The organism is Collinsella sp. LCP19S3_D5 (assembly GCF_052121415.1).
Classification (GTDB): domain Bacteria; phylum Actinomycetota; class Coriobacteriia; order Coriobacteriales; family Coriobacteriaceae; genus Collinsella.
The window spans coordinates 136,848-150,743 of the sequence record NZ_JBQKEH010000004.1 but is presented as its reverse complement, the minus strand read 5'-3'; the positions used below and the strand labels follow the sequence as shown (position 1 = coordinate 150,743).

The following is a 13,896-nucleotide window of genomic DNA, read 5'->3' as shown; positions in this document are numbered from 1 at the left end:
TCAACTGGGAAAATGGCGCCCCCGGGTCCCGGATAGGACCTCGGGGGCGTTCGGTTAACTGCGGGAGCGTGCCGTCAGCTCAATGTGTTCGGTTGAGATCGGAAATCAACCATTGCATCGCTCCGTCGTTTGCCTAACCGTGCCGAAACCAATCGATGACCTGCGTAATCTGACCAGACGAACTGTTCAAATGAGGTAGTTACGGACGGTCGGGAATCAAGTTTAATAATTCAAAATGTCGCGTTGTACCGCTGGTATGCATTTTGCGACCGCAGCCATGCTGCGAACGACTTGCGGTTATCTGGCAGAAAGTCGGTATGTACCCGCCCTTGTCCTCAAATCCGTCAAGCTCTTGGACGGCATTTGGTTGGAATACGCAAGAAAGGCCGTGCGAGTATGGGCATATGTGGAGGTCATGAGGTTGTAGCTGCATATTCTTGCAGCCTGGGAGGTTGAAAGATACTATTACCAAGTCTTTTCCTGCTTCAGGCGCACCTTCACGACCTGAAGCCACATTTGTCCAGAGGAGGTGACAATATGAAGGCTTATGAACTGCTGTTCTTTGTTGACCCGTCGCTCGACCCCGAGACTCGTCTCGCTGTTATGAAGCGTATCGATACCACGATCGCTGAGGGCGCTGGCAAGGTCGACTCCGTTGACGAGTGGGGCAAGCGCAAGCTCGCCTACGAGATCAACGACCTCACCGATGGTGACTACACCCTCATCAACTTCCACGCAGATCCTACCCAGATCGCCGAGCTTGATCGCGTCCTGCGCATCACCGACGCTGTGGTCCGCCACATGATCGTCCGTCGCGACGACCAGGAGTAAGACTGTCGTTTTGGACTGGGCTTGTGCCCCAAGAGGAAGTAGTGAGTAATGAGCATCAATCGAGTGAACATCACCGGTAACCTCACCCGCGATCCCGAGCTGCGCGCCACTGCCGGCGGAACCCAGGTTCTGTCCTTTGGCGTCGCCGTGAACGATCGCCGCCGCAATGCGCAGACTGGCGAGTGGGAGGACTATCCCAACTTTGTCGACTGCACTATGTTCGGCACCCGCGCCGAGGCCGTGAGCCGTTTCCTGGCAAAGGGAAACAAGGTCGCGATCGAGGGCAAGCTGCGCTACAGCTCTTGGGAGCGCGACGGTCAGCGCAGGAGCAAGCTTGAGGTCATCGTCGATGAGATCGAGTTTATGAGCTCCCGTGGTGGCCAGGGTGGCTACGATCAGGGCGGTTACGCCCCCGCAGCTCCCGCGCCCGCAGCACGTCCTGCCGCACCGGTGGCTACGCCGCCCGCGGTCGACGTCTACGATGAGGACATCCCGTTTTAAGGGTTGTTCACCTATTTTTGAGTGAGAGGCGGCTTCGGTTCACCGAAGTTGCCAAATGAAAGGTATTTTGACATGGCTAATGATTTTTCTGCACGTCAGCCGCGTCGTAAGTACTGCCAGTTCTGCAAGGAGAACACTGAGTTCATCGACTATAAGGACACTCAGCTTCTCCGTAAGTACATGACCGACCGTGGCAAGATCAAGCCCCGTCGCGTCACTGGCGCTTGCACGCAGCATCAGCATGACATCGCCAACGCCATCAAGCGCGCCCGCGAGATGGCTCTCCTGCCGTACACCGTCCCCGTGGTTTCCTCCCGTGGCAACCGCGACCGCGGCTAAGAAGGGAGACGCATCATGAAGGTTATTCTTCTCGATGAGATCAAGGGCAAGGGCGGCGAGGGTGACGTCGTAGAGGTCGCTCAGGGTTACGCTGAGAACTTCCTGTTCCCCAAGAAGCTCGCTGTTGCCGCCACCAAGGGCAACCTCAAGCAGCTTGACGAGCGTCGCAACAACATCGCCAAGCGCGAGGCCGTCCGTCTGGCTACCGCCAACGAGACCAAGGCTGCCCTCGAGGGCAAGCAGGTCACCGTTGACGTCAAGGTCGGCGACGAGGGCATCCTCTTTGGCTCCGTCACCGCCGCTATGATCGCTGACGCCATTAAGGATCAGCTCGGTATGGACATCGACCGCAAGCGCGTCGAGCTCGGCAAGCCCATCAAGGTTGCCGGTGCCCACACCGTTGCCATCTCGCTGTACCGCGAGATCAAGGCCGAGGTTGTCGTTCTCGTCGGCGTTACCGCCGAGGAGCTCGCTGCCGAGGCTGAGGTCGAGGAGGCCGCTGAGGTCGCCGAGGCCGAGACCGCCGAGGTCGAGACCGAGGCTGCTGCCGAGTAGCATTTGCTGCAACGCAACAATCTTGTTCTAAGAAGGGCGCTCTGGGAGACCGGGGCGCCCTTCTATTTTTTGCGCTGAGTGGGTGTCACGTCATACAGTGAGATGCAGTCCCACATAAGCGTTGTGTTAGACCGCTTTGGATAAGTGTCCTATGCACAGTACACGCAGCAGGACCCCCAATTGCGACAATTCCATCATCAGGAAAGATGGAGGTTGCAATGGAAGACGTGCTCACCCAGCTGACGAGGCAGTTCCTCCCGCAGATGACGGCTGCCGAGAAGAGCAGGGCCCTGAGATCGCTCAAGGCGCTGATAGACGCGGAGCTTTTCGACCTCGCGGCAAGCGAGGGGGCGGAAGACGATCCCGACAGAGCCTGCCCCTGGTGCGGCTCCCCGCATTACGTGAAGAGGGGGCGAGACGGGCGCGGCCGTCAGCGGTTCCTCTGCCGAGGGTGCGCCAGGACCTTCACCGACGCCACCATGCGCATCTTCTCCACCACCAAGCTCGACAGGTCGGCCTGGATGAGGTTCGCGGAGTGCCACGTGGACATGCTCCCGCTGCGCGAGTCGGCGGAAAAGTGCGGCGTGTGCCTCAAGACGGCGTTCTTCATGCGCCACAGGCTGCTCGAGGCCATGGCCAAGCGCATGCCCGCCTTCCGCGTGGAGGCCGGCGGCGGGGCCGAGCTCGACGAGTGCTTCTTCAGGGAGAGCTTCAAGGGAAACCGCTCCAGGTCGGAGTCCGGCGTGCCCAGGAAGCCCCGCGCAAGGTCGCAGGGAACCGACGGGCACGAGAAGATATGCGTGCTCACCGGCATCAACGACGCCGGCGACATCTTCTACGAGATCGCGGGGAGGGGCGGCCTCGACGAGGCGGCAGCCAGGGAGCTGCTCGCCGACAAGCTCGCGGTCGGCGCGATAATCTCGACGGACCGTGCGCACGTATACCGCCGCGTCCTGCCCGCCCTCGGCGTCGGCGAGCACATCGCCAGCAAGAGGGAGGAGCACGCCATCAACAGGGTGAACAGCCTCCACTCCCAGATGAGGCACTTCATCGGCAGGTTCCGGGGCGTCTCCACGAGACGCCTCGAGAACTACCTCGCCTGGTTCAAGTGGACGTGGTGCTTCAAGGTCCGCAGGAGCGCGGACGAGCTCGCCGAGCTCATAGTGAGGCAGGCGGCCCGCGGCACGTACGAGAAGACCTGGCGCCAGTACAAGGTGACCCCCTATCCGTTCTACGAGTACTGGATCAAGCAGGCGAAATGGGACTCGCGTGCGCGGAGGGCCATATACGGCGTGGCGTGATGTCCAGGGCGGTCTGGCGCAGCGCATCTGCGGCAAGCGCTGAAGTCGTGACCCGATGCAAAAAGCAACAGCTAGCGATATTCTTCGGGAACGTCGAAACCGTACTCACGGCATAGGAGCATGACATCGTGGACGTCGTGCTCGTCATGCTGATAGCCCAAGTGAAACAACAGCTGGCTTTCGGGGTCGATGCACGACACCTCCACCTCGCCGATGCGCCCCCTCCCCGAAAAGACCTCCCCGGGAAAACGATCTCCCTGATACAGAATATCGCCATTCTCGGCGAAATCGAAGCAATGCAGGTCGACGATGCGCCCCGCCTCGTCTTGCCACACCGTGTGATCTTCGGTGGTGAAAGATGCAGCCACTTCGGAAAACCCCTCATCAGCAATTAGATCCACGAACCTTTGGTAATCCCCGCGCTGAACGAACAGGTCGATGTCGTTATGAGCCCTGGTCTCACGCCCGACAAGCGCATCGACGCCCCAGCCGCCATCAAGATATACGCCAATGCCCGCACCTGCGGAAAGGCCGATTATCCAACACGCATCATCCTTGGTGACCATAGGAGCTCCTTCGCTTTCGCCTGCTATTTAAGCAAGAAAGATTATAGGAAAAGTCCCAGTATCCAAAGTGGTCTAACACAACGCACATAAGGGACCGTTCATCCGTTTGGTTCGGTGATGATTGTTAAGGCGCGCCTCGATTTAAAGCTGTGGCTGATACTATGGATGCTCGCAAGCGATATGAATGAGGATGCTCATGGCATATGACGATAGGGAGATATGGCTGACGGTCGAGGACCGCGGCTCCAAGTTGGGTCTCCCCCAAAACCAAGATGCAGAGGCCAACGTACTGGCCGCCATGCTGCTATCGCCCGAGGTGGTCGAAGAAGCCCAGGTCGAGCTGCAGCCCGATGATTTCTACCGGCCCATTCATAAGACCATCTATACCGCGATGGTCGATATGTACAACAGTCGCATCCCCATCGACTCCATCTCGCTGATCGATTACCTGCGAAGCATCAACAAGCTCGATGCCGTGGGCGGCGAGGCGTACATTTTGGAGCTGATGGGTCAGACCCTGTCGCTCGTCAACTGGCAGCACCATGCCGCCATCGTTCGTCGCGACTCGATGCTGCGTGAGCTGATTGGCGCCACCAACGAGATTAACGCGCTGGCCTATAACGCCCCCACCGATACCAAAGAGGTCGTGGAGCTGGCCGAGAGCAAGCTGCTCAAGGTTACGGCGCGCGAGGTTAAGTCGAGCTACAAGACGCTGACCGAGTTTATGGTCGAGGCCTATAACGAGGCCGAGGAAGTGTGCCAGGCCGGTGGCCAGGCAGCGGGCGTTCCCACGGGCTTCCCGTCACTCGACCGCATGCTTATGGGCTTCCGCGAGGGCCAGCTCATCATTATCGGCGCCCGCCCCGCCGTGGGTAAGACCTCGTTCGCTCTAAACCTGGCGCTCAATGCCGCCGCTGCGGGCTACACCGTCGGCTTTTTCTCGCTGGAGATGTCGGGCAAGGAAATTGCCCAGCGCCTGATTTGCGCCTATGCCATGATTTCGATCAGTGATTTTCGCATGGGTCGCATTAGCCCCGAGCAGTGGGCCAATATCAACGAGGCCACGCAGACCTTGTCCAAGCTCGATATTCTGATTGACGATACGCCCGGCACCACGGTGACCGAGATTCGCGCCAAGAGCCGCCGCATGCTCCACAACAAGGAGAAGGCCATCATTATCTTGGACTACCTGCAGCTGGTGAGTCCTCCGCCGGGACGCCGTTCCGAGAGCCGCACCGTCGAGGTCTCCGAGATGTCGCGTGGCTTAAAGATTATGGCCAAGGAACTCAAGATTCCGCTGATCGCGCTGTCTCAGCTGTCGCGTCAGGTCGAATCCCGTACCGGCAAGCGCCCGCAGCTTTCCGACCTGCGCGAATCGGGCTCCATCGAGCAGGACGCCGATATCGTCATGTTCTTGGACCGTTCCGCCGACGAGGCTGAGGCCTCGCGCGACGACCGACCTGACGAGGGCGTCACGCGTATTGTCGTGGCCAAGAACCGTTCGGGCCCGATCGGTGACGTCGACCTGATGTTTCTGCCGGCGTCTACCAAGTTCTATGAGCTTGATGGGGTGCATACCGAGGAGTAGGACAGGCGCCCGTTGCACGGGTATACTGGGAATGTTTTGTGCTTCTGCCCGCCGTGTGGCGCGCAGACAGTCCATGTATGTAAGGAGTAAACATGCCGTCAACCGTTTTGGTCGGTGCCCAGTGGGGCGATGAGGGCAAGGGTAAGATCTGCGACCTGATCGCCGGCGACTTCGATGCCGTCGTGCGCTATTCGGGCGGCAACAACGCCGGCCACACCATCGTTGTCAACGGCAAGAAGTACGGCCTGCACCAGGTGCCCTCCGGCATCATGTACGCCGACCACGTGTCGGTGATTGGCAACGGCTGCGTCGTCAACCCCAAGGTTGTCCTTGAGGAGATCGACATGTTCGAGGCCGATGGCATCACCACCAAGAACCTCAAGATCAGCGGCAACGCACACGTGATCATGCCGTATCACGTCGACCTGGACGGCGCCTTTGAGCAGAAGCTCGGCAAGAAGAGCATCGGTACCACCAAGCGCGGCATTGGCCCGTGCTATCAGGACAAGATGGCTCGTATTGGCCTTCGTATGCAGGACATGCTGGACGAGGAGCTCTTCCGCGACAAGCTGGAAACCGCTCTTGCCCGCGTGAATCCCGAGCTCGAGCTGCTTTACGGCCTGCCCACCTACACCGTGGACCAGATCTGTGAAGAGTACCTGCCCATGGCCGAGCGCCTGCGCCCGTACATCACCGAGACGAGCCTGCTGCTCAACAACATGATCGATGAGGGTAAGACCCTGCTCTTTGAGGGCGCCCAGGCAACATTGCTCGATATCGACCATGGCACCTATCCGTTTGTCACGTCTTCTAACTGCACCGCCGGCGGCGCGATCACCGGTTCTGGTGTTGGCATGAAAAACGTCGACCGCGTGCTGGGCGTCATGAAGGCCTACATCACCCGCGTCGGTGCAGGCCCCATGCCCACTGAGCTTTCCTACGAGTCCGAGGCCGGCCATACGCTGACCGAGGAGGGCTATGAGTACGGCGTGACCACCGGTCGCCGTCGTCGCTGCGGCTGGTTTGACGGTCCCATCGCCAACTACGCCTCGCGCGTCAACGGTCTTACCGACATCGCCCTGACCAAGCTCGACGTGCTTTCGGTCTTCGACACCATTAAGGTGTGCGTGGCCTATGACGTCGACGGCGAGCGCTACACCAGCGTGCCCGAGCACCAGGTGCGCTTTGAGCATGCCAAGCCCATCTACGAGGAGCTTCCCGGCTGGAAGTGCGATATTACCGGCTGCCGCAGCTTTGAGGAGCTGCCGCAGGAGGCTCAGGACTACGTGGCATTTGTCGAGGATCTGGCGCACACGCGCGTGACGTTTGTCGGTGTTGGCGCCGGCCGCGAGCAGATCATCAACCGATTCTGGAAGTAATCGGCGTTATTTGGTTATTGCGATATACCCCTTCGCAGCCCGGACGGGCGGCCGAGGGGTATATTTGCTTGTAATGGGCCCGCATGGTTGACGGGCCGTTAATCCATAGAGGAGGCACCCTTGAAGGCGGACACTCAAACCATCGACATCCTGTTGTTGGGCAGCGGCGGCCGCGAGCATGCTTTGGCAGCCAAGCTCGCGGCATCACCGCGCGCCGGCAAGCTCTACATCGCCCCGGGCAACGGCGGCACTGCGAGCTGCGGCGAGAACGTGGTTCTCGACGATTGCGATCCTGCTGCCGTGGCGGCGTTTGCACAGAGCCACGGATGCGGACTCGTGGTGATTGGCCCCGAGGCTCCGCTCGTGGCGGGCGTGGCCGACGCCGTGCGCGCGGCGGGTATTCCCTGCTTTGGCCCGGGTGCCGAGGGCGCTCAGATGGAGGGCTCTAAGCTGTTCTCCAAGCAGCTCATGGAGCGCGCGGGCATTCCGACGGCCGCCTACGGCTCGTTTACCGACGAGGCTTCGGCTCTCGCCTATGTGCGCGAGCAGGGCGCTCCGCTGGTCGTGAAGGCCGACGGTCTTGCCGCGGGCAAGGGCGTTATTGTGGCAACCGAGCTTTCGCAGGCCGAAGAGGCCGTGCGCGAGTGCTTTGGCGGCACCTTTGGCGACGCCGGCAACACCGTGGTTATCGAGGAGATGCTCGTTGGCCCCGAGTGCTCGCTGTTGGCCTTTACCGACGGCAAGACCGTGCGTCCCATGGCCACCTCTCAGGACCACAAGCGCGCGCTTGAGGGCGACCTTGGTCCCAACACGGGCGGCATGGGCGTCTACAGCCCGGTGCCCATCGTGACCGACGAGGAGCATGCCACCATGGTGAAGGTCATGGAGCAGACCGTGGCCGAGCTCGCCGCCGAGGGCATCGATTACCGTGGCTGCCTGTACGGCGGCTTTATGCTTACCCCCGCCGGCCCCAAGGTGCTGGAGTTTAACGCCCGCTTTGGCGACCCCGAGACGCAGGTCGTGCTGCCGCGCCTTAAGAACGACCTGGTCGAGGTCATGCTTGCCTGCGCTAACTGCGAGCTCGACCAGATTGAGCTCGATTGGCGTGACGAGTGGGCGGTGGCCGTTGTCCTGACGAGCGCGGGTTATCCCGGCAGCTACGAGAAGGGCAAGGTCATCACCGGCATCGAGGATGCCGAGGCCATGGAGAACGTGACCGTGTATCACGCCGGCACCGCCGTGGTGGACGGCCAGCTCGTGACCAACGGCGGCCGCGTGCTCGCCGTGACCGCGCTGGGCGACACGTTCGAGAACGCTCGCAACCTTGCCTACGAGGCTTGCGAGAAGATCGATTTTGAGGGCAAGACCCTGCGTCACGACATTGGCCTGCGCGCGCTGCGCGGCCGCGACGCCTGGGATGCCTAAAATCCGAGAGGAATGAGACGGATGGACGAGAAGAACGAAGAGCTCGTCGACGCGCAAATCGTCGAAGAGGACAGCCGCATGTATGGGCACGCCGAGGGCGAGCCTGGTGGCGAGGTCGCTGACGAGCCGGCGCTGGTGCTGGGCGACGACGACCCGCACGATGCCGAGCTGCATGAGAAGATTCTTTCGGAGGAGTGCGCCTGGAAGGGCAAGATCCTCGACGTCCACCGTCTTGAGGTTGAGCTGCCCAACGGTCACCGCAGCGCCCGCGATATCGTTCGCCATCCGGGTGCGGCGGCCGTTGTGGCGCTGACCGAGAGCGGCAAGATCGTACTGGTGCGTCAGTACCGCACCGCCATCGACCGCGTGACGGTTGAGATTCCCGCCGGCAAGCTCGACCCAGGCGAGGACCCGCTCGATTGTGCCAGGCGCGAGCTGCATGAGGAGACGGGCTTTAAGGCCGGGCGCATTCGCTTTTTAACGTCTATTGTCACGACCTGCGGTTTTTGCGACGAGATTATTCACATCTACCTGGCCACCAAGCTCGAGTTCGATGCGCCCAACCCCGACGATGACGAGTTTGTCAACGTTGACCTGGTGCCGCTGCACGAGCTGATCGATGCCGTGCTCGACGGCAAGATCGAGGATGCCAAGACCGTCGTGGGCGCGCTTGCCTGCGACAGCATTGCACACCGCCTTGGTGGTTCTGAGCTGTAACGAGTGGGGATAGCCCTGGGACAAGTGCTACTGATTGCTTTGTCCCAGGGTCTTACGTTGCTGATATTTCTTTGAGGATCACATGCTGAAGCGTTTTCTGTCTTACTACAAGCCCCAGATGGGGCTTTTTGTTGCCGATACCATTTGCGCCCTGGTGCTCGCCGCCATTGACCTGGCGTTTCCCATTATCCTGCGCAATCTGTGCGGCGGGCTGTTTACCCAGGGCCAGACTGCCATTATGCAGGCGCTCGGTATGATCGCGGTGGGACTGGTGCTGATGTATGCCACCCGCTGCGCCTGCCGCTACTTTGTGAGCTATTGGGGCCACGTGATGGGCGCGCGCATGGAGTCCAAGATGCGCGAGGACTTGTTCGATCAGTACGAGCGTTTTAGCTTTGCGTACTTTGATCGCAACAGCTCGGGTGACATGATGAGCCGCGTGGTCAACGACCTGTTCGATATCTGCGAGGCGGCGCACCACGTGCCCGAATGGATCATTATTTGCGGTATCGAGATCATTGGCTCGTTTGTGATTCTGTTTACCATTGCGCCGGTGCTCGCGCTCGCCATGGCCGTGGTGACGGCGGTGTTCGCGGTCATTATGTTTTGGCAGAATATGCGCATGCGCGAGGTCTTTAGCGATAACCGCAAAAAGATCAGCGGCATCAATGCGCAGCTGCAGGATTCGCTGGCGGGCATGCGTGTGGTCAAAAGCTTTGCCAATGAGCAGACCGAACGCTCTAAGTTCCGTGCCTCTAACGATCGCTACCTTTCGTCCAAGGAAAACATGTATCACGCCATGGGCGTCTACACCGCGACGTATGGTCTGCTCTCGGGCGTGCTCTATGTGATCGTGGTGCTGCTGGGCGGTTGGCTCGTTGCCCAAGGTCAGCTGCAGGCGGTCGATATGGCAACCTTCGCGCTCTACATTTCGCTGTTCTGCACGCCGCTTGAGACGCTCGTCAATTCGGCCGAGACGTACCAGAAAGCCATCGCCGGCTTTAGGCGCATGGACGAGGTGCTCTCGACTGTCCCCGATATTCAGGATAAGCCGGGTGCTGCGGATCTGCAGGTGACGGCCGGCGCTGTTGAGTATCGCGACGTGTGCTTTAGCTACGAGGATGTCGAGCTGGGCGCGGGCGACGGGACGCGTCCCGTTATCGACCATATGGATCTGTCCATTAAGCCCGGTCAAACCATCGCTTTGGTTGGTCCCTCGGGCGGCGGCAAATCAACGACTTGTTCGCTGTTGCCGCGCTTTTACGACGTCGCCGCCGGCTCCATTAGCATTGACGGCCAGGATGTGCGCGACGTGACGCAGCGTAGCCTGCGCCAATCCATCGGCCTGGTGCAGCAAGATGTCTATCTGTTCGACGGAACGATTGGCGAGAACATCGCCTATGGCAAGCCGGGCGCCACGGCAGAAGAAATCGCCGAGGCGGCCCATCGCGCCAACATCGATGCTTTTATCGAGTCGCTTCCGCAGGGCTACGACACCGTGGTGGGCGAGCGCGGCAGCCGTCTTTCTGGTGGTCAAAAGCAGCGCGTCGCCATCGCGCGCGTGTTTCTCAAAAATCCCAAGATCCTTATTTTGGATGAGGCGACCAGTGCTCTGGATAACGAGAGCGAGGAGGCGGTGCAGGAGTCGCTCGAGCGCTTGGCGCGCGGCCGCACCACGATCATCATCGCTCACCGTCTCTCGACCATCAAGCATGCCGACGAGATTGCGACCGTTGAGCATGGTCGCGTTGTGGAACGTGGCACGCACGAGGAGCTTCTCGCCCGTGGCGGCACTTATGCCCGTTACTATCGAATGCAGTTCGAAGGTGCGCGTGCGCACGAGCTCGACTGATTGATATGACAGGAAGGTTATGGCTGATAAGAACCATCTGACTCCGGAAGAAGTGACGGAGTTATTCTCCGAAATCGATGCATCCGGCGTCTTGGATCCTACACTCGCCAAAAAGCGTACCGAGCGCATGCGCGAGAAAGAGTCTGCCGTCAAACGCGGTGACAAGGCGACACTGGCGCGGCTGCGCAGCGAGGATCGCGCGAGCCAGGCAAAACATATCGACCCGCTGTCCGAGGACGATCCTTCGGGTTCGCAGGTGAGCCATACCATTACGAAAACTGCCATGGCCGTGGTTATCGGCATCCTGGTGCTGATTGTGGGCATGCAGATCGGCTACGGCGTGATGCGACGCCTGAACACCGCGAACCTCTCCGAGAGCGTTTCGGTGGATACCGTTTCGACCGCGCTCAAAGGTGGACTTGAATGGGGCAACGGCTTTACGCAGTTCCCGCTCGATTTTACCGTCGACGAGGCCGACGAGGGTACGGGCACGGTTGAGGTGACGGTGCTGGACACGTCTTCTGCCAATGAACTCGAGTTGCTGTCCAACGGTCAGATTCAGGCGGCGGCGCTCGCAACCAATGCCCTGCTCAACGACAAGATTGACCGTGTGGTGTATAACGTCCACGCCTATATCGACGAGGACAGCAGGATTCAGCATGATTCCTTCTTTGGCATGTTTCCCGCCCAGGGCCACCAGAGTGCCATCATGACGTTCGTCTGGACCAAGAGCTCTTCCAACGCCACCAATATCGACTGGAAGATGCGTATCGTGAGCATGGATGACACCATTGCCGAGCGTATTCAGAAACAGGTGAACTCGGTATCGTCGCTCATCGAGGACCCGGCGGTGAGCCAGACTAAGATTGACGAGGAAAAGGCCGAACGTGATCTGGAGCACCGCCTGCACGGCCGCGAGATTTTCCGTGGCGGCAAGCTTGGCCGCACCCCGTCCGAATTACTTGAGCAGGACAAGCAAAAGTAGTCCGCAGCCACATAGAATGATGACATCCCGCGTGAGCCGCAAGCCCACGCGGGACGATTTTTCTGGGACGGGGATTAAAAAATTATTCTGTCATGTATGCGGTTGGCGAGTAGTCAATTTGGGACGGGGCTATTTTAGCTACCCCGGCTGGTGGCACGACGGTTAGGTTGATTGACGGACGGGGTAGCTAAAATAGCCCCGTCCCAAATTGACTACTCAGCGACAAAGCTCTGCTTTCAGAATGATTTTTTAATCCCGTCCCAGAAAAATCATTATGCATAAGAAGTCATAATTATCATTTTGTAAACAATTCTATGTAATTAACGCCATAAGGCATACTTACGGTTAGAATACCGCGAGGCCTAACTACACACCTTTAAGCCGGTCCCGAGAGACCGGGAAGGAGAACTATGGCGAACAACCATATTGCGGGCGCTGCCGCCCGCACCATCGCGCCCAGCGAACTGTGCCAGCGCATGCTGGCCAAAACCAGCAAGGGTGCTTGCGGTCCCTGCATCCTGTACCTTGAGGATGGGACCATTTTTTATGGCCGTGCATGTGGTGCCGAGGGCACCGCGACCGGCGAAGTCTGCTTCAATACTTCACTCGAGGGTTACTTTGAGGTTATGACCGACCCGAGCTATGCTGGCCAGATCGTTACCATGACCTATCCGCAGATTGGCAACTATGGCATCGACGAGACCGATGTCCAGTCCGCCTTCCCCGGCGATGACGTACGCCCTGCGAGTGCTCCCGCCATGCGCGGCATGATCGTGCGCGACATGTGTGCCACGCCTTCTAACTGGCGCTCGGCCGTCAGCGTGCCGGAGTACCTGCGCGCACACGGCATCGTCGCTATCGAGGGCGTCGACACCCGAGCCCTGGTGCGCCACCTGCGCGACAATGGCTCCAAGATGGGCATTATCTCGACCGAGGTCCTCGACATCGACGAGCTTGCCGAGCGCTTGGCCTCTGCTCCCACGCTGGTGGGGGAGAACCTGGTCAAGACCGTGAGCTGCCCTGCGCCCCATCCGTTCGCCGGAAGCGATCTGCCCGCCGAGCATGGCTTTGCGCTTGCGGCCCCCGCTCCCGCCCGCCACAACGTGGTCGCGTACGACTGCGGTGTCAAGCGTGGCATCCTGGAGGGTCTGGTCCGTGCTGGCTGCGACCTCACCGTCGTGCCGTGGGATACACCCGCGCGTCAGGTACTCGATATGAATCCCGATGGCGTCTTTTTGTCCAACGGTCCCGGCGACCCCGATGCCGTGGTAGAGACCTACGAGCAGGCGCAGCAGCTGATCGGCAAGGTGCCCGTCTTTGGCATTTGCCTGGGTCACCAGATGATCAGCTTGGCATGCGGCGCCCAGATGGAAAAACTCAAATTCGGTCACCGTGGCGGTAACCAGCCGGTTATGAACCTGGTCAGCCGCCGCGTGGAAATTACCGCGCAAAACCATGGCTTTGGCCTGCTGTTCCCCAGCTTGGGCAAGCTTGTCCCCGAACTTTCGGGCGGCGAGACCGAGCATGCGGCCGACGGCGATCTGCGCGTCTGGGTGCGCCGTGGTATCGCGCCCGTCGTGATGAACGAGCGCTTTGGCCGCATTCGCCTGACGCACGTGAACCTCAACGACGGCACCGCCGAGGGCATTCAGCTGCTCGACGCCCCGTGCTTCTCGGTCCAGTACCACCCCGAGGCCTCGCCCGGCCCCACCGACGCCCACTATCTCTTTACCGCCTTTACGCGACTCATGGACGGCGAGGAGAACTACCTGGACATCGACACCGCGAAGGACCGCCTGCAGGGCTGGAACTTTGCCGACAATGGTTCCGCCACGACCGAGACCGAGGAGAACTAAC

13 protein-coding genes are annotated in these 13,896 nt (G+C 60.1%); 12 read left to right on the top strand and 1 reads right to left on the bottom strand.

Annotated elements, in window-relative coordinates:
• Positions 1–537: 537 nt before the first annotated feature.
• The 5 genes from rpsF (at position 538) to ACTQXO_RS03110 (ending at position 3,527) form a co-directional block, all read left to right on the top strand.
• Entirely contained in the window at positions 538–831 is a 294-nt protein-coding gene (rpsF, locus tag ACTQXO_RS03130) for a 30S ribosomal protein S6 (RefSeq protein WP_006235831.1), read from the top strand.
• A gap of 48 nt (positions 832–879) precedes the next feature.
• Positions 880–1,332, top strand: a complete 453-nt coding sequence (locus tag ACTQXO_RS03125) for a single-stranded DNA-binding protein (RefSeq protein WP_006235830.1) — start codon at positions 880–882, stop codon at positions 1,330–1,332.
• Between the two features lie 72 nt (positions 1,333–1,404).
• Positions 1,405–1,671, top strand: coding sequence for a 30S ribosomal protein S18 (gene rpsR / locus ACTQXO_RS03120; protein WP_006235829.1), 267 nt, complete (start codon positions 1,405–1,407; stop codon positions 1,669–1,671).
• 15 nt (positions 1,672–1,686) lie between these two features.
• On the top strand, positions 1,687–2,226 hold the full coding sequence (rplI, locus tag ACTQXO_RS03115) for a 50S ribosomal protein L9 (RefSeq protein WP_154516756.1): 540 nt from the start codon (positions 1,687–1,689) through the stop codon (positions 2,224–2,226).
• 218 nt (positions 2,227–2,444) lie between these two features.
• Positions 2,445–3,527, top strand: a complete 1,083-nt coding sequence (locus tag ACTQXO_RS03110; RefSeq protein ID WP_052241584.1) for an IS1595 family transposase — start codon at positions 2,445–2,447, stop codon at positions 3,525–3,527.
• Between the two features lie 71 nt (positions 3,528–3,598).
• Here the strand turns inward: ACTQXO_RS03110 and ACTQXO_RS03105 are convergent, their stop codons facing one another.
• Positions 3,599–4,093 (bottom strand): nucleotidyltransferase domain-containing protein, encoded by a 495-nt coding sequence (locus ACTQXO_RS03105; RefSeq protein ID WP_039689008.1) that lies wholly within the window; start codon positions 4,091–4,093, stop codon positions 3,599–3,601.
• Positions 4,094–4,283: 190 nt separating this feature from the next.
• Between ACTQXO_RS03105 and dnaB the strand changes: the two genes are divergently transcribed.
• The 7 genes from dnaB (at position 4,284) to carA (ending at position 13,895) form a co-directional block, all read left to right on the top strand.
• On the top strand, positions 4,284–5,681 hold the full coding sequence (gene dnaB, locus ACTQXO_RS03100) for a replicative DNA helicase (RefSeq protein WP_441033480.1): 1,398 nt from the start codon (positions 4,284–4,286) through the stop codon (positions 5,679–5,681).
• A 92-nt stretch (positions 5,682–5,773) separates the two neighbouring features.
• Positions 5,774–7,060, top strand: coding sequence for an adenylosuccinate synthase (locus ACTQXO_RS03095; protein ID WP_427717940.1), 1,287 nt, complete (start codon positions 5,774–5,776; stop codon positions 7,058–7,060).
• A gap of 120 nt (positions 7,061–7,180) precedes the next feature.
• Complete coding sequence (purD, locus tag ACTQXO_RS03090; RefSeq protein WP_154516747.1) at positions 7,181–8,485, top strand: phosphoribosylamine--glycine ligase; 1,305 nt, start codon at positions 7,181–7,183, stop codon at positions 8,483–8,485.
• 21 nt (positions 8,486–8,506) lie between these two features.
• The gene (locus ACTQXO_RS03085) at positions 8,507–9,202 is read left to right on the top strand and encodes an NUDIX domain-containing protein (protein WP_195838565.1); all 696 of its coding nucleotides are present in this window, start codon (positions 8,507–8,509) and stop codon (positions 9,200–9,202) included.
• An 82-nt stretch (positions 9,203–9,284) separates the two neighbouring features.
• Positions 9,285–11,054 (top strand): ABC transporter ATP-binding protein, encoded by a 1,770-nt coding sequence (locus ACTQXO_RS03080; RefSeq protein WP_441545422.1) that lies wholly within the window; start codon positions 9,285–9,287, stop codon positions 11,052–11,054.
• Positions 11,055–11,073: 19 nt separating this feature from the next.
• Complete coding sequence (locus ACTQXO_RS03075) at positions 11,074–12,039, top strand: hypothetical protein (protein WP_154516741.1); 966 nt, start codon at positions 11,074–11,076, stop codon at positions 12,037–12,039.
• A 410-nt stretch (positions 12,040–12,449) separates the two neighbouring features.
• The gene (gene carA, locus ACTQXO_RS03070) at positions 12,450–13,895 is read left to right on the top strand and encodes a glutamine-hydrolyzing carbamoyl-phosphate synthase small subunit (RefSeq protein ID WP_441033476.1); all 1,446 of its coding nucleotides are present in this window, start codon (positions 12,450–12,452) and stop codon (positions 13,893–13,895) included.
• The last annotated feature ends 1 nt before the right edge of the window (position 13,896 follow it).

Bases quoted from the DNA above. Each gene is read 5' to 3' on its own strand.
- rpsF (WP_006235831.1), top strand. From the start codon at position 538: ATGAAGGCTTATGAACTGCTGTTCTTTGTTGACCCGTCGCTCGACCCC.
- ACTQXO_RS03125 (WP_006235830.1), top strand. From the start codon at position 880: ATGAGCATCAATCGAGTGAACATCACCGGTAACCTCACCCGCGATCCC.
- rpsR (WP_006235829.1), top strand. From the start codon at position 1,405: ATGGCTAATGATTTTTCTGCACGTCAGCCGCGTCGTAAGTACTGCCAG.
- rplI (WP_154516756.1), top strand. From the start codon at position 1,687: ATGAAGGTTATTCTTCTCGATGAGATCAAGGGCAAGGGCGGCGAGGGT.
- ACTQXO_RS03110 (WP_052241584.1), top strand. From the start codon at position 2,445: ATGGAAGACGTGCTCACCCAGCTGACGAGGCAGTTCCTCCCGCAGATG.
- ACTQXO_RS03105 (WP_039689008.1), bottom strand. From the start codon at position 4,093: ATGGTCACCAAGGATGATGCGTGTTGGATAATCGGCCTTTCCGCAGGT.
- dnaB (WP_441033480.1), top strand. From the start codon at position 4,284: ATGCTCATGGCATATGACGATAGGGAGATATGGCTGACGGTCGAGGAC.
- ACTQXO_RS03095 (WP_427717940.1), top strand. From the start codon at position 5,774: ATGCCGTCAACCGTTTTGGTCGGTGCCCAGTGGGGCGATGAGGGCAAG.
- ACTQXO_RS03085 (WP_195838565.1), top strand. From the start codon at position 8,507: ATGGACGAGAAGAACGAAGAGCTCGTCGACGCGCAAATCGTCGAAGAG.
- ACTQXO_RS03080 (WP_441545422.1), top strand. From the start codon at position 9,285: ATGCTGAAGCGTTTTCTGTCTTACTACAAGCCCCAGATGGGGCTTTTT.
- ACTQXO_RS03075 (WP_154516741.1), top strand. From the start codon at position 11,074: ATGGCTGATAAGAACCATCTGACTCCGGAAGAAGTGACGGAGTTATTC.
- carA (WP_441033476.1), top strand. From the start codon at position 12,450: ATGGCGAACAACCATATTGCGGGCGCTGCCGCCCGCACCATCGCGCCC.